At 69.7% G+C, this 20,608-nt stretch carries 12 protein-coding genes; 2 read left to right on the top strand and 10 right to left on the bottom strand.

What is annotated here, in order from left to right:
* Positions 1–77: 77 nt before the first annotated feature.
* Positions 78–1,703 carry an amidase gene (locus Q0C41_RS06030; RefSeq protein WP_291981877.1) on the bottom strand — a complete coding sequence of 542 codons (1,626 nt, stop codon included), beginning with the start codon at positions 1,701–1,703 and terminating at the stop codon, positions 78–80.
* A gap of 41 nt (positions 1,704–1,744) precedes the next feature.
* Here Q0C41_RS06030 and Q0C41_RS06025 point away from each other — a divergent pair, with 41 nt between their 5' ends.
* A complete protein-coding gene (locus Q0C41_RS06025; protein ID WP_291981875.1) occupies positions 1,745–4,228 on the top strand; it encodes a prolyl oligopeptidase family serine peptidase in 2,484 nt (827 codons plus the stop codon).
* Positions 4,229–4,257: 29 nt separating this feature from the next.
* Positions 4,258–6,786 (top strand): zinc-dependent metalloprotease, encoded by a 2,529-nt coding sequence (locus Q0C41_RS06020; RefSeq protein ID WP_291981874.1) that lies wholly within the window; start codon positions 4,258–4,260, stop codon positions 6,784–6,786.
* 1 nt (position 6,787) lies between these two features.
* Here Q0C41_RS06020 and Q0C41_RS06015 read toward each other — a convergent pair whose 3' ends face one another.
* From Q0C41_RS06015 to Q0C41_RS05975, 9 genes are all read right to left on the bottom strand, one after another.
* On the bottom strand, positions 6,788–9,553 hold the full coding sequence (locus Q0C41_RS06015; protein ID WP_291981873.1) for a PQQ-dependent sugar dehydrogenase: 2,766 nt from the start codon (positions 9,551–9,553) through the stop codon (positions 6,788–6,790).
* 29 nt (positions 9,554–9,582) lie between these two features.
* On the bottom strand, positions 9,583–10,902 hold the full coding sequence (locus Q0C41_RS06010; protein WP_291981871.1) for a hypothetical protein: 1,320 nt from the start codon (positions 10,900–10,902) through the stop codon (positions 9,583–9,585).
* Positions 10,903–11,061: 159 nt separating this feature from the next.
* Positions 11,062–13,737, bottom strand: a complete 2,676-nt coding sequence (locus Q0C41_RS06005; RefSeq protein WP_291981868.1) for a hypothetical protein — start codon at positions 13,735–13,737, stop codon at positions 11,062–11,064.
* 8 nt (positions 13,738–13,745) lie between these two features.
* Positions 13,746–14,849, bottom strand: a complete 1,104-nt coding sequence (locus Q0C41_RS06000; RefSeq protein WP_291981866.1) for a PilW family protein — start codon at positions 14,847–14,849, stop codon at positions 13,746–13,748.
* A gap of 15 nt (positions 14,850–14,864) precedes the next feature.
* Complete coding sequence (locus tag Q0C41_RS05995) at positions 14,865–15,479, bottom strand: hypothetical protein (RefSeq protein ID WP_291981865.1); 615 nt, start codon at positions 15,477–15,479, stop codon at positions 14,865–14,867.
* Positions 15,480–15,483: 4 nt separating this feature from the next.
* Positions 15,484–16,062: a type II secretion system protein gene (locus Q0C41_RS05990; protein WP_291981863.1), complete on the bottom strand. Its 579-nt coding sequence runs from the start codon at positions 16,060–16,062 to the stop codon at positions 15,484–15,486.
* A gap of 171 nt (positions 16,063–16,233) precedes the next feature.
* Positions 16,234–17,868 carry an alpha/beta fold hydrolase gene (locus Q0C41_RS05985; protein ID WP_291981861.1) on the bottom strand — a complete coding sequence of 545 codons (1,635 nt, stop codon included), beginning with the start codon at positions 17,866–17,868 and terminating at the stop codon, positions 16,234–16,236.
* Positions 17,869–18,134: 266 nt separating this feature from the next.
* A complete protein-coding gene (locus Q0C41_RS05980; RefSeq protein ID WP_291981859.1) occupies positions 18,135–18,845 on the bottom strand; it encodes a hypothetical protein in 711 nt (236 codons plus the stop codon).
* Positions 18,842–20,545: a sodium:solute symporter gene (locus Q0C41_RS05975; protein ID WP_291981857.1), complete on the bottom strand. Its 1,704-nt coding sequence runs from the start codon at positions 20,543–20,545 to the stop codon at positions 18,842–18,844. Before Q0C41_RS05975 ends, Q0C41_RS05980 begins: the two co-directional genes overlap by 4 nt.
* Between the last annotated feature and the right edge of the window lie 63 nt (positions 20,546–20,608).

The following is a 20,608-nucleotide window of genomic DNA, read 5'->3' as shown; positions in this document are numbered from 1 at the left end:
CTTGAGCCATGAGCCTCGAGCCATGGGCCAAGGCGATGGTCGTTGAGCCTTGAGCCATGAGTCTTGAGCCTTGGGTGCTACACCAGCGCCGACGGCAGATACTGCGGCGGCCGCCGCCGCTGCGTCTGCTGCTCGTAGGCGTAGGCGATGCCGATCAGGCGTGCCTCCGACCAGGCAGGGCCGACGAACGACACGCCGATCGGCAGGCCGCGCACGAAGCCGGCCGGCACGGTCACGCTCGGGTAGCCGGACACCGCGGCCGGCCCCGAGCTGCCACCGGTGCCGTAGTCGCCGTTCACCAGATCGGTGAGCCACGCCGGTCCCCCACTCGGCGCGAGCACCGCATCGACCTTCCAGCGCGCGAACACCTTGTCGAGGCCCTCGGTCCGTGAGAGCCTCGCCGCCTTCGCCCTGGCTGCCACATAGGCACGCTCGGTCAGGGGCCCCTTCGCCTGCGCCTTGAGGAAGATGTCCTGCCCGAAGTACGGCATCTCCTGCTGCGCGTGCGCCTCGTTGAAGGCCATCAGGTCAGCCAGCGTCTTCATCGGCGCGCCCGGGCCGAGCGTCGCCAGATACGCCTCGATGCCCGCCTTGAACTCGTAGAGCATCACCTCGTATTCGGCATCGCCGAACTGGCCGCGCGTCGGCAGGTTGGTCTTGTCGACGATCGTCGCGCCTGCAGCCGCGATCGCCGCGATCGCCTCGTCCATCAGCCCATCGACCCGCGCATCGAACCCGAAGAAGTTACGCATCACGCCGATGCGTCGCCCCTGCAGGGCATCGGGCGTCAGCGCGGCGAGGTAGTCGGCCGCCGGCGTCTGTCCCTTCGTCGCCGCATCGCGATCGTCGGGCCCCGCGAGGGCCTGCAGCAGCGCCGCCGCATCGGCCACGGTGCGAGCCATGGGCCCGGCAGTGTCCTGCGTGGCCGAGATCGGGATGATGCCGCTCCGGCTCACGAGGCCCACCGTCGGCTTGATGCCCACGAGCCCGTTGCGTGACGACGGGCAGATGATCGACCCGTCGGTTTCGGTGCCGACGGCGACGGTGCAGAGGCTGGCCGCGACGGCGGCGCCCGACCCCGTGCTCGATCCGCAGCCGTTGCGATCGAGGGCATAGGGGTTGCGGGTCAGCCCGCCACGCCCACTCCAGCCGCTGGTGGAGTGCTCGGATCGGAAGTTGGCCCACTCGCTCAGGTTCGTCTTGCCGAGCAGCACGGCGCCGGCCGCACGCAAGCGCGTCACGATGCCGGCGTCGAGCAACGGGCGGGCCTCCACGAGCGCCAGCGATCCGGCGGTCGTCTTCATCCGATCCGCGGTGTCGATGTTGTCCTTGATCAGCACGGGGATGCCATGCAGCGGCCCGCGGACGCGCCCGGCCTTGCGCTCGATGTCGAGCTGCTCGGCGATGTCGAGCGCGTCCGGGTTGATCTCGATGACGCTGTTGAGCGACGGGCCCTGGCGGTCGACGGCGTCGATGCGGCGCAGGTACGCCTGGGTCAGCGCCCTCGCGGTGACCTGGCCTGACGTCATGGCGCGCTGGAGGTCGTCGACACTCCGCTCGACGACCTCGTCGCCGATGGCCAGCGCGGCGCTGGCGATGCGCTCCGGCTCGCGGGCCAACGGGGTCTGCGCGGTCGAGGGCGACGCGGCCGCGAGGGCCGCGCCACCCATCACGGTCTGCTGGAGGAACTGCCGGCGGTGCATGAGCCGGATGGTACAATCGCCGCCTCTCCGGAGGCCAATCGATGACCCGCTCCTGCCTCGGTGCCACTGCGCTCGTGGTGCTTGCCCTGACCGAGCCGGCCCTGGCGCAGCCGGACTCGACGTACCGTGTGCCGCCGGCGCCGATCCCGGCGATCCTCGACGCCGCACCGGTGCCGACCGCCGTCCTCTCGCCCGCCGCCGATCGTCTCGTGCTCCTGCACCCGCGCGCGATGCCGTCGATCGCCGAACTGGCCGAGCCCATCCATCGTCTTGCCGGCGTTCGCTTCGCGGCGGCCTCTGGCGCGCCGGTCGGAGGCGAGAGCTACGCAGCCGTCTCGGTAGCGGGCCTCGACGGGCGACCGCCGCGACCAGTGGCGCTGCCGCTGACCGGCACCGACCGCCTCCTTCCCGTCGGATACGCACCGGACGGCGCGCACTACGCCCTCGCCGTGGTCCGCACCGATCATGTGCAGTTGTGGCTCGTCGACCCGTCGGCCGGCACCGCCCGTCAGGCGCCTGGCGTGCGACTCAGCACCGCGTTGGGAGTGAAATGTACATGGATGGCCGACAGCGGCGGGCTCGTGTGCCTGACGACGCCAGCGGCCCGCGGCGCGGAACCGCCTCCGCCGGCCGCGCCAGCCGGGCCCAACATCCAGCAGGCGGGCGGCACGGCCGCGCCAGTGCGGACCTATCAGGATCTGCTCACCAGTGCGCACGACGAGGCGCTCTTCGCGCATCACGCCACCAGCGCGATTGCCCTGATTCCGACCACTGGGGGCGCCCCGCGCGTGGTGGGCGCCCCTGCCCTGTACACGCTCGCCGCGCCGGCGCCTGGCGGGCGCTTTCTCCTGGTCGAGGAGATCGGTCGTCCGTTCTCGCGGCTGGTGCCCTACGACGACTTCCCGAAGCGCGTCCGTGTGATCGACATGACGGGTGCCGAGGTCCACGCGCTGGCGACACTGCCGCTCGCAGACACGGTGCCGATCAGCGGCGTCCCCACCGGCCCACGACGCTATCGGTGGGATCCGACCACACCGGCCAGGCTCACGTGGCTGGAGGCGCTCGACGGTGGCGACCCGAAGAAGGTCGTGCCCCACCGCGATCAGTTGATGGCGCTCACGCTGCCGACCCGCATGGCGCCCGTGGCGTGGCACCGCACGGAGTTTCGCTGCAGCACCGTGACGTGGACCGACACCGGCGAGGCCCTGGTCAGCGAGTACGACCGTCCGACCCGCCGGACACGCCTCTCGGTGGTGCCAGGCGAGGGCGAGGTGAAGGTGCTGTCGGATCGATCGGCCGAGGATGCCTACGCCAATCCAGGCACGCCGTACTCGCGCGCCGGCGTCGATACCGTGCTGACGCACGACGGCAGCATCTACATGCTGGGCCTCGGAGCGTCGCCGGACGGCGACCGCCCGTTCGCCGACAAGGTCGCCCTCCGCACGGGGACGACGACGCGCCTGTTCAGGAGCAGCGGCGAGCAGTTCGAACAGGTCGTCGCCATCGTCGCGCGCGATGGCAGCCGGCTGCTGACGCGGCATGAGTCACGGACGTCGCCACCGAACTACGTGCTGCGCACGATCGCAACTGCGGCCGCGGTCGGGAGCAGGGCCCGTGACGGCGCGCTCGGAGAGCGCGCCCTACCCCCTGATCCTGCACGGCTCGCGCTGACGGCGTTTGCCGACTCGGCGCCGCAGATGCAGGGCGTGACCAGGGAGCGCCTGCGCTACACGCGAGAGGACGGCGTCGCATTGAGCGGCACGCTCTATCTGCCTCCCGGGTACACGGCGGGCACGCGACTGCCCCTGCTGATGTGGGCCTATCCGCAGGAGTTCACCAGCGCCGCCGCGGCCGGGCAGGTCAGTGGATCGCCATACAGGTTCGATACCGTGCGTGGGGCATCGCACCTGCTGCTGCTCACGCAGGGCTACGCCATCCTCGACGATCCCTCGATGCCCATCGTCGGCGACGGCGAGACGGCCAACGACCACTACGTCGAGCAGCTCGTCGCCAGCGCGAAGGCCGCGGTCGACGCCGTGGTGGCCCGCGGCGTCGCCGACCGTGACCGCATCGCGGTGGGCGGGCACAGCTACGGCGCGTTCATGACCGCGAACCTGCTGGCGCACTCCGATCTGTTTCGCGCCGGGATCGCCCGCAGCGGCGCCTACAACCGCACGTTGACGCCGTTCGGCTTCCAGGCCGAGACGCGCACGTTCTGGGAGGTGCCTGAGGTCTACGCCCGGATGTCCCCCTTCTGGTACGCCCACAAGGTCAACGAGCCGATCCTCCTGACACACGGAGAGGCCGACAACAACTCCGGGACGTTTCCGATCCAGTCCGAACGGTTCTACATGGCCCTGAAAGGTCATGGTGCGACGGTCCGCTACGTCACCCTGCCGCACGAATCACACGGCTACGCCGCGCGCGAGTCGGTGCTGCACACCGTCGCGGAGATACTCGACTGGCTCGATGCGCATGTGAAGCACGCCCCGGGACGTCCCGGGACCGCTGCGGCGGGCCGGTGACCCGGCGCCTGGCCACACCCACTCACGGCATGCATACACACACACGCGGTTTGTTGATCTCCCTGGTCGCACTCACCCTTGCCGGCGCGGTGTCGCCGGCCCTCGGGCAACCGGCACCCGCGACACTCGCCGAGCGCACCCGCCAGTGGACGCGCATGGACGGTTTCGTGCCGATGTACTGGGACGAGGCGAGCGGCAAGCTCTATCTCGAGATCGGCCGCTTCGATCAGGAACTGCTCTACCAGACGTCGCTGCCTGCCGGACTCGGCTCGAATCCCATTGGCCTCGATCGCGGCCAGCTCGGGTCGACGGCGGTCGTCACCTTCCAGCGCGTCGGCCCCAAGGTCCTGCTGACGCAGGCCAACTACAAGTTCCGCGCGATCAGCGATGACGCCGCGGAGCGCCAGGCCGTGGCGGACTCGTTCGCGCGGTCGGTGTTGTGGGGCTTCAAGGTCGAGGCCAGCGAGGGCGATCGCGTGATCGTCGACGCGACCGACTTCGTGCTGCGCGACGCCCACGGGGTGATCGATCGGCTGCGCACGGCCAATCAGGGGACCTATCGGGTCGACGCGACGCGCACGGCGCTCCACCTGCCGCGCACGAAGGCGTTCCCGAAGAACTCGGAGATCGAGGCCAGCATCACGCTGGTCACCGATGGCGCGCCCGGCCCACTCGTGCGCCAGGTGGCCCCGACGGCCACCGCACTTACCGTGCGACAGCACCACTCCTTCGTGCAGTTGCCCGACCTCGCCACGCACACATTCCGGCCGCGCCAGGCCGACCCGCGCGCAGGCGGCATCGACCTGACCTTCCACGACTACGCGTCGCCGATCACCGAGCCCATCGAGAAACACTGGGCGATCCGGCACCACCTGCAGAAGAAGGATCCCTCGGCCGCCGTCAGCGACGTGGTCGAGCCCATCGTCTACTACGTCGACAACGGCACACCCGAGCCGATCCGCAGTGCGCTGCTCGATGGCGCGCGCTGGTGGGCGACGGCCTTCGAGGCCGCCGGCTTCCGCAACGGCTACCAGGTCAAGGTGCTGCCGGCCGATGCCGACCCGATGGACCTGCGCTACAACATGATCAACTGGGTCCATCGATCGACGCGCGGTTGGTCGTACGGCGCCGCCGTCGTCGATCCGCGCACCGGGCAGATTCTCAAGGGCAACGTCAGCCTCGGATCGCTGCGCGTGCGCCAGGACATCATGCTCGGCACCGGACTGGCGTCGATCGCGAGTGGCGACGAAGCACTCCGGTGCACCGCCGGTGACGCGCCGGAGGCAGAGTATCTCGCGGCCCTCGATTCCTCCACCGACGCGACGGCCATGGCGCTCGCGCGCATCCGGCAGCTCTCGGCGCACGAAGTGGGTCACACGCTCGGCTTCACGCACAACTTCGCGGCCAGCACCTACGGGCGCGCCTCGGTGATGGACTATCCGGCGCCGATGGCGAAGATCACCGCCGGCAAGGTCGACCTCTCCGAGGCCTACGGCGTCGGTGTCGGCGCCTTCGACGACTTCGCGGTGAAGTACGCCTACAGCCAGTTCGCGCCCGGCGCCAACGAGCCTGCGGAGCTGTCGCGCCTCGTCGATGACGCGACGGCGAAGGGCCTGCTCTTCATCGCCGATACGGACGCACGGCCGGCGGGCGCGGCCCATCCGCTGGCGAGTCTGTGGGACAACGGCAGCGATCCCGTGGCCAACCTGACGCACGAACTGGCCGTGCGCGCGCTCGCGATGCGCACCTTCGACCTGACGCGCATTCCCGAGGGCGCGTCGGTGAGCTTCCTCGAACAGCAGTTCCTGCCGCTCTACTTCCATCATCGCTACCAGGTGCAGGCGACGGTGAAGTCGGTGGGGGGCCAGTTCTACACCTACGCGGTGCGCAAGGGCACGTCGGCGTCGCCGGCCACGGCGACGATCGTGGCGCCCGAGGTGCAGCGCGCCGCACTCGACGCCGTGCTCGCCACGGTCTCGCCGGATGTGCTGGTGATCCCCGAGCGCATCCTGGCGCTGCTGCAGCCGCAGACGGAGATCTTCGGCGGCTTCAACACCGAGATGTTCCCGCGCCGCACGGGGCTGACCTTCGACCCGGTCGCCGCGGCCACCATCGCCGCCGACCTGCCGATTTCGCTGCTGCTCAACCACGAACGCGCCGCAAGGCTGGTCGAGTTCCACGCACGCGACCCGAAGCAGCCGGGCCTTGGCGAAGTGGTGACGGCGATCGCCAGGAAGCTGCGCGCGTCGACCAACGCCGAGACCCCCGCCGCGCTGGTCCAGCGGGCGGCCCAGTCGGTGTTCGCGATGCGCCTGATGGAACTCGGGGCCAACGAGGCCGCGGCCGCGGACGTACGGGCCATCGCACAGAGTGCGGTGGCCCGTCTGCCTGCGCTGTTGGCGGATCCCGCAGCGACGGCATCGATCACCCCGGAGTGGACGGCCCACCGGGTGGCGCTGCTGCGCGACGTCGAGCGCTACGCGCAGCGGCCGTACTCGCCGTACACCCCCCAGAAGCCGCTGCCGGTGCCGGCCGGCGATCCCATCGGTCAGCCCTAACTTACGGAGCGGCGGTGCCCTTGCTGGCGCCGCCGCGGGCCCACCGCTCGGTGGGCGTGCTGCCGTAGGTCGCCTGCTCGGCGTAGAGCTGGGCCGCTGGCGAGCGTGCGGCCACGGCCACGGCCACATGCGCCGGCGCGAGGACGCCGATGTCGGTACCTGCCAGCAGGTCGGACACGGCCAGCGACTGGCGGCTGTTGGGCGGGATCGCGACGTCGACGCGGACGGGCTCGCGATCGGTCAGGAACACGGCCACCTCGACGACTTCGGTGACGGCGCCGACGTTGGTCACGAGCACGTACGTCTGCACGAACGGATCGCCGCCCGACGGGTTGGCGTGGAACTCGCCGCCGGGCAGATGCCACGCCGCACGCGGCGCTTCGCTGAAGCCGGCCGAGGCATGCGCCTCGTGCCACTCTGCCGACGACCCGGGCCACCACATCGCCCGCTCCGCCACGAAGCCGGTCGCGGCCGTCAGATCGACCGAGATGCCGTCCTGCCCGGCCAGCGCGACCCCTTCGTCGGTCACTTCACGATCGAGCCAGATCGTCGCGCGACCGCGCGCGGGCACGGTGCGCGTGAAGTGCAGCGGCGCGCCCGCCGTGGTGCCATCCTGCAGACGGACGGCCGCCGTGACCGGCAGAGGAACGGTGCCGGGGTTGATGACGGAGAGGAACGTCTCGAAGTACGGGCTGGTCGACCCTTCGGCAAAGACCCACCGCGTTGCGGGCGCGGGCTCGCCCGCCGCCTCGTGACCCGCGGCAAACGTCACGGCGCCACCGCGTGTGTACATCGCCCGCTCGGCGACGATGGGCACCCCGTCCAGCGACGTCACGACGGCGCCGAGTTCGGTCTGATCGAGGCCCGGCTCCTGGTTGACCCAGATGGTGCGCCGTGAGGACGCGGGTACCTCGTAGGTCCTCGAAAGGGGAGGGGCACCCTGGCGCAGGTAGTCGATGCGCACCTGGGCGGGCGTCGTCCCCGACGCATTGCCGAGCAGCAGGAAGAGCTCGAACGCCGTCGTCGCGCCCTCGGCGAAGTACCACGTGGTGCGCGGCTGGGGCGTGCCGCGCTCGCTGTGGCTGCCATACGCGGCGCCGGTGGCTGGCCACGTCATCGTGCGCGCGGTGGCCATCGGTCGGGCCGCCTCGATGGCCGTGGCGAACTCCTGGTTCGCGAGTCCTGGCACCGCGCGCGCATCCACGGCCAGGCTGCGTCGCGCCGGCACGACGACGTCGCGGGTGACCACGCGTCCGTCGGCGCGGACGAAGCGCAGCGCGACGGGCTCGGCGACGTCGCGCACGTTCATGAGGCCGAACCGGGTGGCGAAGAAGCCGTCCGCTCCCTCGCCGAACAGGGCCACCGGGCCGCCCAGGGGATGCGATCCGCGACGGTACTCCTGCGCGTTGGTGAACCCGTCGCCATCCGGATCGCCGAAGGGGCCGCGGTCGGCTGGTGCCACGCCGGCGAGACCGAACGTGGCGGCCCACGCGTCATCGACGCCATTCCCATCGGCATCGGCGGTCGTCGTCAGTCGCAGGATGGCGCCGGAGATCAGCACCAGGTACAACTCGCCCTGCAGGTCGGCGTCGATCGACACCAGGCCGCCCGACAGTCCGCCCACCTCCCCGGTGTGTTCGCGCACGTCGTCTGCGACGGCGCTGCCGGCGGTCGGCGCCAGACGCAGACTGCGGAGTCTGTTGCTGAAGTCTCCGAACACGTAGCGTCCGACGAACGCGTCTCCGAGCAGGCGGCCGCGGTAGACGTGTCCACCGGTGACGGAGATGCCCTGACTGCGCGGGTAGTCGTGCATGGGGCCCGTCAGCGGCAGGTAGGCGGCAGCGACGCCACCGGGTGCCGAGGGGTTTGCGATGGTGCCCTCGCGCAGCGGCCATCCGTAGTTGCGCCCGCCGTCGCCCGCCGGTTCGTAGTCGATCTCCTCGCGGGCGCTCTGCCCGACGTCGGCGATGAGCAGGGCGCCGGTGCCGTCGAGCGCCGGCGCATCCATCGACACGCGCCAGGGATTGCGCACGCCGAAGGCCCAGATCTCCGGTCGCGCCGCCAGGGGAATGCCATCGACGAAGGGGTTGTCGGGCGGGATGCGATACCCGCGCTCGGCATCGGCGCGGTCCGTCGGCGTGGCCGTGGCCACATCCGGCACGTGGACGTCGAGGCGCAGGATCTTGCCGAGCAGTTGCTGCGGGTCCTGTGCCGTGCGGAAGGCATCGTTGCCACCGCCGCCGTCGCCGAGCGGCACGATCAGGAAGCCGGCGCGGTCGAACAGCAGCACGCCGCCGTTGTGATTGGAGGCCGGCTGGGGGATGGCCCGCTGCGGCGGCTGCGACGAGAACGCCAGGTCGAGACGCGAGGCAGGATCGAAGCGGAGCGGATCCCCGGCCGCCCGGGTGAACCGGGCGATGACCGTCGCGCCATCCGGCGCGCGGGTGAAGTTGACCCAGATGCGACCGGTGGTCGCGAACGCGGGATCCACCGCCAGGCCCAGCAGCCCCTGCTCTCCGGCCGAGACGATCTGCGTCGTGAGGTCCAGGGCGGCGTCGGGCAGAAGGACGCCGCTCTCGACGACGCGGAGGCGGCCGCCCTTCTCGACGACGAAGTGCCGACGCGTGTCGGACGGGTCGGCGACGAGGCCGACCGGCTGAGACAGTCCGCTGACGTAAGGCGCAAGGCGGAGGGTCTGGGCCGCGACGGGCGAGCGGCCCGTCGCGATCAGCGCCAGCAGGAGGCACGAGCCGAGGCGCAATCGCATGAGAGCACTCCTTGCCGGCGTTGGCGACGCTACGGCGCGAGCAGGTTGACGCGACGGATGACGGGCTTCTGCAAGGTCGCCGCGGGGGCGGGCACGCCGGGCGACGTGAAGCGGTGCAACTGGCTGTTGGCGATGTAGTAGAAGCCATCGCCGACGACGACCCCGGCGCTGGGCCGGTCGTGATCGGTCAGGTTGGCGTCGAGGACATCGAGCGCGCGGACGTTGAGTCCGTCGGCGGTGAGACGAAGCCGCACGACGCGCGACAGGCCGGGCAGGCCGTTCTGCACGGCGACCAGATCGCCCTGGTAGGTGGCCAGGCCATCGATGCCGACGAGCGTGAGGGCCGCGGGATGCCCGACCGGCGTGACCTCGCGTGACGCCAGCGTCACGCGCGACAGGCCCTCGAGATGGGCGACGTACAGCGCGCGGCCGTCGGCGCTCCAGGCGAGTCCACTCGGCCGCAGGTCGGCCCCGATGGTCACGAAGGGATCGAGGGCCCGAGCCCCGGGACGCCAGCGATAGAGCACGCCGGCGCGTGCGTCGGTCATGTAGAGAGTGCCGTCTGGCGCCTGCACGAGTTCGTCGAGCAGATGGTCGCCCGTCGGCGGCGGCGGCGGCGTCTTCGTGACCTGGCGGCCGGACGACAACTGCAGGCGGTGAAGGAACGACTGGCCGTCGGCCTCGGTGGCGTAGCCCTGCATCTCGGGTCCGCCCGCGCTGAGCACGTACAGGGCACCGCGCTGGTTGTCGGCCTCGAGGCCGCGCACCCCGAGGAAGCCGGCCTCGCGGAATGTCGCGTAGTCGGAGGCGCGGCCGGTGATCTCGTCGACCACCACGACCTTGCGCTTGTGGAGGCTGCCGATGAGGAAGCGCCGCGAGCCGCGGTCGTAGGTCATGGCCTCCGGGAAGAAGTCGGGCTCGTTCAGGCGGAAGGCCACCGTGCTGTGCTGGACAGGCGCGACCAGTGCCTGCAGGCGGTCCTGCCACTCGGGCCAGTGCTCGTGGTCCCGCAGCGTCTCGAAGGACGGCGACACCAGCACGTCGGCAGCGATGCCCTTCTCGGCCAGCAGCCCGAGCGCCTCGAAGGCCTCGCCAGGTCGATCGGCCTTCGCGTAGGCGCGCACCTTCGCATACAGGAGGTACGGGTGATTGGGTGGCGCACGCCGCGACGCGCGCTCGACGGCCTCGACCGCAGCGGCCGCGTCGCCGGCGCCGAGGGCGAGCAGGGCCGCGTCGTAGAGGCGTGGCCACGCCGCCGGCTCGACCGCCTCGCTGCCACGCAGGCCCCCACCTGGCGTGCCAAGCACGACCAGGCCCAGGAGCGTGACCCACGCGGTCCATCGGCGCATGCGTCGATTGTACGTGGGGCCGACGGGCGCCCTACCTCATGCGACGTCCCTAGGCGGCAACCGCCCGGACGCGACCGCCGGACAAGTCCGGCGGCTACGCACCTTCTCCCTTCTACCTCTTGCCCTTCGGCATTCGGCATCCGGCCTTCGGCATTCGAGTTACTGCGTCGGTCGCAGCAACTGACGGAACGTCAGGGTGTTGATGTCGCGGAACATCGGCGTGCGGGGCGGCAGCAGCGGCGGCGACAGGAACTCGGTGTCGAAGTTGTACCCGCGCGATGGCGCGCCGTAGACGATGTCGCAGCACTTGTAGCTGCCGATGGCCTGTCGGCTCGTGAAGAAGCTGATGATCGAGCCGCGGTAGTTCAGCGCCGTGCCCGACCAGTCTTCGATGAAGCGCAGGAAGTTGTGCGCGCCGCCGTCGGTGCCGTAGTCGGTGTGGTCGGCCGCGTTGTTGGTGGGTCGCGTGAACGCAATGCCCTTGCCGGCGATGACCGCCACGCGGTACCAGGTCGTGGCGGAATTCCGCTGGGCATTGACGACATTGCCCGTCGTGCGGCTGAGTGAGTGCGGGTTGATGAACGACCCGATGTCGTTCCATGCGCTGCTCAGCAGCGTGACTGCATCGGCGATGACGGCGGCCGAGACGTGTCCGTTCCCGGTCGGCCCGAAGGCGCCACCGGGTTCGTTGCACGCGCCTGCGGCGTCGCCCGGCGTGCAGGCGTTGTAGTTGCCCTGGATGTAGACCGGGTTCTCGCTCGCCACCATGAGCCCCTGGCTGCCATTGGCCGGCAGTTGGGTGCGGGCGCCGTTGACCAGCTTGAGGGCCCGACGGAAGAAGACCGGACGATTGGCCCGCGCCTGCTGCCAGGTCACCGTCGTCCAGGGACGGGCGGTGTCGCCGAACGGTGCGGTGTTGGTCACCCAGCGCGGCGTCTGGCCGTAGATCTCCTGGAGCCCATTGCCGTTCATGTCCTCGCCGAGGTCGAAGGTGCCGCCGACGTCGCTCCGGGCAGACCCCGAATTGACGAAATCCTCCCAGCCGAACTCGGCCGTCTCGCGGTCGTCGCCGAAGGGACTGACCACCGTGGCCACGCCATCCGGGCCGAGGTCGCGGTTGGTTCGCCGGTCCGAGAAATAGACCACGAAGCCGGTCTCGTTCATCGTGTCGTCGTCACCCGTGGCGCCAATGGCTCCCGTGAGCCAGCGGCGCAGGTTGTTGACGTCGAGCTCGACGTAATGCATGACCCCGCGGTGATACGGGTTCACCGTACGGAAGAAGGCCTCGTCGTCTCGCGGCGCGCCTTCGCGCGGGTCGTACAGCACGTTGGGCCAGTAGTCGGTGGCCAGGGTGCTGCCGTTGCCGCAGCGCAGCCCGTTGGCCCCGTTGAGTCCCGTTGCCGACGTCGGCGTGTCCTTCAGACGCTGCAGACGGATGACCGCGTTCGGGCTGGCCTCGCCCAGCGCGCGGCAGTTGCCGTTGTCCTTGGTCAGCAACGCGCCAGTCGACAGGTTGCGGCCGGAGAAGCCGAGGTTGAGGAGCTCGGCCGTCACGTCGTGGAACACACCACTGTTGTCCTGCCGTTCGATCTTGAGGTAGCCGCCGATGAGGCTGGTGTTGTTGGCCTGCACGTAGAAGGCACTCGCCGGGCCCGCCAGTGCCAGGGGCGTCAACCCTGTCGCCAGGATGTTGGCCTGGGTGTTGACGTAGGCATAGCCGGCCCCGGTCAGCGAGGCCAGGGAGTTGAGCTGGATGGGCTCGACGGCGGTGTCCACGGACGGCAGATTCATGATGTCGTCGCGCGCGTCCGACAGCAGGATGCGCAGGCTGGCCATGTGGAAGAAGCGCTGGTCGGCCACCGCCGGCGTGTCCGGCGCCGCGGCGACGGGGCGCCGGATGATGTCGATGGGCTGGGCACCGTCGCTCACGAGCGGCAGGTCGAGGCGGCGCGCGCCGGTGCGGCCATTGGTGATGGTGCGGTTGTAGACCCCGACCGACAGGTTGGTCCACGCCGGCTCGTTCTGCGCCGACCCGACGTTGCCGACCAGCGAGCCCTCGCAGGCCGCGCCGCCGCAGTTGAGGGGACCGAGATTCCTGAAAGCACCGGTGCCCGGGTTCAGCGTCATGCGGACGTTGCCCTGGTGCGTGCCGGTGACGCCGTTCTGCAGGTGGGTGCGGATGACCTCGCCCACCGTCGTGACCCGGTCCGCGAGGGTCAGCGTGGCGGTGCCATCCTGCTTGAGGAACAGGTTGCGGTTGGTGTGCACACGACCGCCGAACGCGAAGTTCGGACCGGCGAAGAACGACAGGTCGTTCTCCGAGAAGATGCCGAACTGGAACACCGGGATGCCGACCGTCTGCATCTCCCGACGCATGCGCACTTCACCGCCGGTGGTCGATCGCGCCGTCACGGTCACTTCGTAGGGCGTGATCAATCCGACCAGGCCCTGGTACGGCCCGGACGGCACCGGCCGCGCGGCGGAGGCTCCCGCGGTGATGCGATAGCCGGACCCGCCCCCAGGCGCGGTGTAGACGAAGCCGTCGAGCACCGGAGGGGTCGTCTCGATGACGTCGAGCTGCGCGCGCGTCGGGCTGAAGTTGCCGCCGACGAACAGGTCGCCCAGGTCGGCCGTCAGCTTCTCCAGTCCGGCGTGCGCCGCCGCATAGGCCTGCGTCTGGTCGCGGTTCAGCCCATTGGCCTGCTGGTCCGCCACCACCAGCGACACGAAGCCGACGAGCAGCGCCGACATGAGCATCATGACCATCACGGTGGCCAGGAGCGTCATGCCGTCCTCGCGCCGCAGTCCGCGTGCGCTCATCTGAGTGTTGTCCATGGCTCGTCTCACATGTACCGATTGACCAGAGCCAGACTGCGCAGGCTGACCTGGGTGTTGAGCGTGTTGCGATAGAACAGGCGCGTCTCGTGATTGGGCTCGGCCGACCGTCCCGTCAGCCGCACGTTCACCTTGCGCACCTGGTTCGGCGAGCACGTCAGCACGGGCGGGGTGGCCGGATCCGGGTCGCAATCGCCTGTACCGTCGAGATCCGCGGCGTTCATCTGGACGTTCACCGGGTTGGTCACGCCATCGACGATGTCGTAGGTGATGAGGAAGCTCTCGATGAAGAACGCGACGGTGGTCGGCGGGTTGTCGTTGATGCGACGAATCAGCCGCAGGTCCCGCTGCGGATCGCCTGGCGTCTCGAGGTAGTAGCTGATCATCCGCATGCGCGTTGCCCGGCTCGGCAGGATGCCGGCAGCGAGCACCTCCGCCGGGGCTTCGGCCAGGTACTGCGCCATGGTGCCGTCAGGAGCGCCTGCCTGATTGAGGTTGAGCGGGTCGCCTTCCTGGAACTGGACGATCTGACCGTTGACGGCGGTGACGAACCGCAACGTGCTGGCCGACCCCTTCTCGAACAGGATCAGGTCGCCGACCCGGATGTTGTCGCCGAGGATGTCCGGCACATCGTCGATGTCGGTCGAGGGATGCACGGTCATCGAGATGTCGTTGATGGCCGTCAGGGTGACCTCGTCGAAGGCGTTGTCGGCCGCGAGCACCGTGATCATGTCGGTGGCCTGCCCGTTGATGGCCGGCCCGAGCCCCGGCCCCACCGTGACGGCACCGATGGTCGACAGGTTCGGATCGAACGTCAGGTTCGAGCCGATCGGGCCCGGGCGAACGATCGGGAGCGCCCCGGCGCCCGACGGCACGGAGACGACCATCCCCGACGGCAGGCCCTGCCCGGCCTGGATCATGTCGCGCACCAGCAGGTCCATCGCCACGCGCAGGTTGTTGTTCATGTTGGTGACGTGCCTGACGCTGTTCTGCGCGCGCGTCGCGCTCGTCATCACCGAGAACACCCCGCCCATCACCAGCGACGTCACCGCCATGCTGACGAGGAGTTCGACCAGCGAGAAGCCGCGCCGATCGTGTCGATCGAAGTCCATGTCGAGTCCTGTCGCCTACGAGTAGTTGGACACGAAGGTCGTCAGCCGGTAGGTCCGGTCGATGCCGCCGACGCGGTACCTGACGATGACGCGCACTTCACGCAGGGAATTGCTCTGGTCGCAGATCCAGACCTCCCTGGTGAACTGCTCCAGTTGCTGGACCCAGTCGTCGGCGGTGCCGGAAACGCCGTCGTTGCCGAGATGCCGGATGGTCTCGAGCGGCTCGTCGTCGTCGTTGGCCGTGTTGATCAGGCCGTCCGGACCGGCGCCGTGCAGGCCGCCCGGCTGGACGCCATCGATGAACACACCGGCCGCGTTGTTCCAGCCGGCCGGCTGGGCGACGCCGGGGCAGAGGCGCGCGGTCTGGTTGCGAATCTGGGCCCAGGTCAGCACGCGGGTGTCACGAGCCGTGTGCACGCTCTCGATCGCCTCGCGAGCCTTCTCGCGGGCGGTCAGGTTGGGCGACGAGGCCGCGGTGTGGGTCATGCCGAGCATGAAGATCTGCGCCACGGCCATCAGCGAGGTCGTCATGAGCAGCATCGAGACCAGCACTTCCATGAGGCTGAATCCCGCGTCGCCCCCGAGGCCGCCACGACTGGCAGGGGCAGGGGTGTGGCTGGTGCGTGTCATGTCGTCACTCCGTCCAGGCGCGGCCGTTCCACTGCCACTCGCGGAGCAGGGCGGTCGGGCCGAAGAGCGTCACCGCGCGGGCAGACAGCGGCTCGAACGGCCGCCCCAGGAAGACGGTGCCGTTGACCACATCGCCATTGGCATCGACCAGGGTGCCCTCGCTCGTGAAGCTCCAGGGGGCGGCGCCGGTGAACTCGACCGCCGTGGCGCCAGCCGAGAAGCCGTCGGGCGTATCGGGCAACTCGATGAAGCGGCGCAGTTCCATGCGCTCGCCGATGAAGACCTGCTGCACCAGCGTCTGGCCGATCTGGGCGCCATTGGCGTCGATGTCCTCGCGCCAGGCCTCGATGGCATCAGGGGCCTGGAAGCGGACTTCGACGTTGCGCCGCTCGGTCACAGCCTGCTCGCGGGCCGTGCGCAGCAGGGCGGACAGCTGTGAACTGCCGCTGTCGGCCTTGGCCGCCGCAATGGCCCCTGGCAGCACCAGCAGGCTCATCGACAGCAGCACGCCGACGATGGTGACCGTGATGAGGACTTCGATCAGCGTGAAGCCGGCGGCGGAGGTGAGGCGATGGCGTGTCATGGCAGAAAGAGACTTCCTGCCGGGGTTGTGCAAATCGTGTTCCACGACACGGCGAGCGCAGGAACACTCCCTGCGCTCGCGTCGACGCTCACTATCGTGGGGGGACCGACAGAACCGTCATCGCTCTGACGACCTCGGGGGTCGGACGATCGTCGGTCCGGGCCCGCTGGCTCAGTCCTGCGACTCGGTCGAGGCCAGGTGGGCCTCCTGCGACCGGGCGCGCACCCAGGCGGTTCTGGCTTCGAAGTAGCCGGCGACGAAGGTGCCGAGGGTCGGCTGCTCGCGGCGCCCCCCGGTGATGGCCTCGAAGAAGCCGTGATTGGCTCGCGCGAACTCGCGAATGGTCACGTCGTGCGTGCCGGCCTCGCGCACGGCCTGCTCCATGCGGGCCTTGTGGACCTTCGGCGGGACGATGGTGTCGAGTTCGCCGTACAGCACCAGCATCGGCACCGAGAGCTGCGCCAACACCGGCAGCGGGTCGTAGGAGAAGATGTGCTCCCAGTTCCAGCGCAGCGAATCGAGGGTCGTCGGGGCGTTCACGTACGAGAGCCATCCGGCCCTTGCCCCTGAGGCCATGGCCGCCTCGAGCCGCTCCCAGCCCTGTCCCGTGCGCGCCACCTCGAACTTCTGGTCCATGAACGCCACGGCCTGGGCGATGGTCTCGCCCTTGTGCCCGTCGGCGCGCATCGTCGTCTCCACGCGCAGGCGCTCGTGCTCGAGCGGGGTCATCACCGGGGCCGATTCGACGACGACGAAGCTGACGTCGCGCGACTTGATTGCGGCCAGTGGGGCCACCCAGCCGCCGAGACTCATGCCGTGCACCCCGATCGCCGAGGCCTGGATCTCGGGTCGCGACCGCAGGTAGCGCACGCCGGCCAGCGCGTCCTCGGCGAGATCGTCGAAGGTGGCGCGCACCCAGCGCCCGGTCGAGAGACCGGTGCCGCGCTTGTCCGTGATGAGCACCGCCACGCCATGGCGTGCGAAGTGATCGGCAAACGGGCGGAGGGCATCGCGCGTGACGCCACCGGATCCGTGAATCATCACGATCGCCGGGTGCGGGCCGGGGCCGGACGGCAACAGGAGGCTGCCGGCGATGCTGACGTCGCTGTGCGAGTAGCGCACCGGAATCTCGCTGTAGAACACCTTCCTGATGGCCTGCGTCGTCTTGCCCCGCCGCTCGAAGGCGATGCGGTCGACGCGGCCGGCGGCATCGCGATGCGTCTGCAGGCGCACGACGACGGGAAAGCCGGTCGACATCGAGGGCCCGGCGACGTACTCGTCACGCCCGAGGGCGAACAGGGCACCGGTGCGGCCGGTGTCGTAGTCCACGTACACGGGCTGGTCCTGCCCCGGCGCGAGGAGCAGGACCTTCCCGGGCGCCCACTCGTAGGTGCCATACAGGCCCGCCAGGTCGTCGCTGGTCACGTCTGCCAGCTTGATCATCTCGAACTGCGTGTGGCCGAGCCCCTGCCGCACGCTGCCGACCAGGCGCGTGGGCGTGGCGAACTTGCCCTCGAAGAGCAGGTTGCCATCCTGGCCCGGCACCTCGAAGGACATCGCGCGGCCGCGGTGGGAGACGTGGCTGAGCGGGATGCCTGCCTCGCCGCGCTGGGGCAGGTCGATGCTGCCGGCAATCGGTGCGCTGCCGGAGAACGTGGCGTTCACCACGACGACCGTGTTGCGATTGGCGAACCCGCCAATCCACCGCCCCTGGAGCACGCCATCGGCCGCCAGGACGGGAGTCGCCGAGAGGAGACACGCCGAGAACACGAGACCACCGAATCGCCGCAGGCCCACCTGTCGCATCGCGCCCTCCATCGAGTGTCGATGTGGCGGAAGACGGCGAAGCGAACGGGGTGTTCAGGGCTTTGACGTGACTGGGGCGCCGGATGGGACGGCGCGTGCCGGTGCGGTGACGAACCCGCTGGGCTGACGGTGACGGCCCGTTTGGAAAACGGGCCCTACCCGTCCAGACGGTTCCCGGTGCCCGGTGCCCGGTGCCCGATTCCCGGTTTCCGGTTTCCGGTTTCCGGTTTCCGGTTTCCGGTTTCCGGTTTCCGGTTTCCGGTTTCTCAGAACAGCCGGTAGGCGGCCCCGAACCCGATCTGGAACGAGTTGGCGTTCTGCGACAGGCGGCGGCCCGCGGCCCCCGACGTGAAGGTGATCTCGGCCTGGTTGGCGGCGTAGGCGATCGACCCGCGGAGGGCGAAGCGGTCCGTGAAGTCGTGCCAGGTGCTGACCTGCACGCGCCAGGCGAACGAGACATTGGCGTCGGCTGAGACCTCTCCCGCGCCCAGGCCGAGCAACGGCCGGAGCGCCGGGTCGGCCTTGAAGCTGTTGAACGAGGGGCCAGCCCCGCCCGCGACGTCGAAGCTGAGGGGATGCTTCACCCACGTGCGGCGGACTCCGACCAGCACCGGCCGCACGGTGAGCGTCCCCATCGGCGTGGTCGGGCTACCGAGCGGCACCGCGTCGATGTCGCTGCTGAACCAGCCGAACATCGGCGTCACGGCCCAGCCACTCTTCGAGGGCGTGCGAAACAGGAAGCGAAACGGCAAGGGGTTGGACGCGTGCCCGCTGGTGGTCATCACCTTCTCCCACCCGGCGCCGATGCTGAGGCCCGTCCACGGACGCTGCCGCTGCACGGACGAAATCGGCGGCGCCTCCTGCGGCGGTGGGTCCGGCGGCGTGTCCTGCGCGCGGGCCGGCGACGCGCTCAGCAAGGCCAGGCAGGCGGCCGTGCCCAGCATGTTCCAGTGACGGGCCGGCAGACGCGGCCTCACGCGGCCGCGTCCGTCCCGGTCGACGTCGCCGGCACGACGACACTCACCAGCAGGCCGACGATCACGACGCCCAGCGCGCCGATGACGTTGTGCCAGAGGAAGGAGATGTCCGGGCGGAAGACGGCCACCGAGGCCACGAGCGCCATGCCGCCCATCAGGCCGACGAAGGCACCCGTACCCGAGGCCCGTCGCGTCGCCATCGCCAGCATGAACACACCGAGGATCGACCCGTAGAAGAACGACCCGAAGCGGTTGACGACCTCGATGAGCGACCCGAGGTTGGTGGCGAAGAGCGCGACGACACAGGCGAAGATGCCCCAGAAGCCCGTGGCCACGCGCGACACCAGCAGGTAGTGCGCATCGGGTGCGTCCGGCTTGACCAGCCGCCGATAGAAATCGATCACCGTGGTCGTTGCCAGGGCATTGAGCTCGGAGGCGATGCTGGACATCGCCGCGGCCATGATCGCGGCCAGGACGATGCCGATGAGACCGATGGGCAGGTGCGTGGTGACGAAGGTCGGGAACACGTAGTTGACGTCGCGGTAGGTGCGGTCGCCCGTGACGTCCTGGACGAGCGTGGTGGCGTCCCGGCGCACGGCCTTCAGCGCGGCGTCGGACGCGAGGAAGGTGGCCTCGGCGGCGGCTCGCGCGCTGGCATCGTCGGTGGTGGCCAGCGCCTTCGCGGCGTCACGACGCGAGTTGAACGCCTCGGTGAAGCGCTGCTCGGTCTCGGCGTACTTCCCCGCCAGCGCGCTCTGCTTGACCCGCGACTCGTGCACGGGATTGAACAGCATCGGCGGCTGGGTGAAGAGATAGAAGACGAACACCAGGATGCCGATCATCAGCACCAGCACCTGCAGCGGGATCTTCCAGTAGGCGCTCATGTACAGCGACGACGTCGCTTCCTGCTCGGAGCGCGCGGTGAGGTATCGCTGCACCTGGCTCTGGTCGCAGCCGAAGTACGACAGCATCAGGAACAGGCCGCCGATGAGGCCCGACCAGAAGGTGTACGTCTCGTTCAGCGTGAACCGGAAGTCGAACGCCTGCATGCGGCCGGTCGCACCGGCCACGCGCAGCGCGTCGCCCATGCTGACGTCACCGGGCAGGCCGACGACGAGGGCGATGGCCACCGCCACGAGGCCGAAGACGATGACGTACATCTGCTTGACGTCGGTCCAGGTCACGGCCTGCACACCGCCGAGCATGGTGTAGATGGCCGTCGGGATGCCGATGAGCAGCACCGTCAGCGTCAGGTTCCAGCCCATGATGATCGAGAGGATCACGGCCGGTGCCGAGATGATCGTGCCGCACGACAAGCCGCGCGACAGCAGGAAGAGCGCGCTGGTCAGCGTGCGCGTCTTCACGTCGAAGCGACGCTCGAGGTACTCGTAGGCCGTGTAGACGCGCGCCCGGTGGAAGAACGGCACCGCAGTGACCGCCAGGATCACCATCGCCAGCGGCAGGCCGAAGTAGAACTGCACGAAGCGCAGTCCGTCGGTGTAGCCCTGCCCGGTGGTGCCGACCATGGTGATCGCACTGAGCTGCGTCGCCATCACCGACAGGCCGACGGCCCACCAGGGATTGCTGCGGTTGCCGAGGAAGTAGCCCTCGATCTCCTTGCTGCCGCGGGTATGGCCGACCCCCGTCCAGATGATCCAGGCCAGGTAGAGCGCGATGATGAACCAGTCGATCGGATGCATGGCTCAGCGCGTGAACGCCTGCTGCAGGGCGAACAGCAGCAGCAGCGTGACGATCTCGACGGC

The organism is Luteitalea sp. (assembly GCF_022842525.1).
GTDB lineage: Bacteria > Acidobacteriota > Vicinamibacteria > Vicinamibacterales > Vicinamibacteraceae > Luteitalea.
Note: the sequence above shows the minus strand (reverse complement) of the source record. Positions and strands in the feature narration are given on the sequence as shown.

Excerpts from the sequence above, each read along its gene's own strand:
- Q0C41_RS06030 (WP_291981877.1), bottom strand. The coding sequence starts at position 1,703 with ATGCACCGCCGGCAGTTCCTCCAGCAGACCGTGATGGGTGGCGCGGCC.
- Q0C41_RS06025 (WP_291981875.1), top strand. The coding sequence starts at position 1,745 with ATGACCCGCTCCTGCCTCGGTGCCACTGCGCTCGTGGTGCTTGCCCTG.
- Q0C41_RS06020 (WP_291981874.1), top strand. The coding sequence starts at position 4,258 with ATGCATACACACACACGCGGTTTGTTGATCTCCCTGGTCGCACTCACC.
- Q0C41_RS06015 (WP_291981873.1), bottom strand. The coding sequence starts at position 9,553 with ATGCGATTGCGCCTCGGCTCGTGCCTCCTGCTGGCGCTGATCGCGACG.
- Q0C41_RS06010 (WP_291981871.1), bottom strand. The coding sequence starts at position 10,902 with ATGCGCCGATGGACCGCGTGGGTCACGCTCCTGGGCCTGGTCGTGCTT.
- Q0C41_RS06005 (WP_291981868.1), bottom strand. The coding sequence starts at position 13,737 with ATGGACAACACTCAGATGAGCGCACGCGGACTGCGGCGCGAGGACGGC.
- Q0C41_RS06000 (WP_291981866.1), bottom strand. The coding sequence starts at position 14,849 with ATGGACTTCGATCGACACGATCGGCGCGGCTTCTCGCTGGTCGAACTC.
- Q0C41_RS05995 (WP_291981865.1), bottom strand. The coding sequence starts at position 15,479 with ATGACACGCACCAGCCACACCCCTGCCCCTGCCAGTCGTGGCGGCCTC.
- Q0C41_RS05990 (WP_291981863.1), bottom strand. The coding sequence starts at position 16,062 with ATGACACGCCATCGCCTCACCTCCGCCGCCGGCTTCACGCTGATCGAA.
- Q0C41_RS05985 (WP_291981861.1), bottom strand. The coding sequence starts at position 17,868 with ATGCGACAGGTGGGCCTGCGGCGATTCGGTGGTCTCGTGTTCTCGGCG.
- Q0C41_RS05975 (WP_291981857.1), bottom strand. The coding sequence starts at position 20,545 with ATGCATCCGATCGACTGGTTCATCATCGCGCTCTACCTGGCCTGGATC.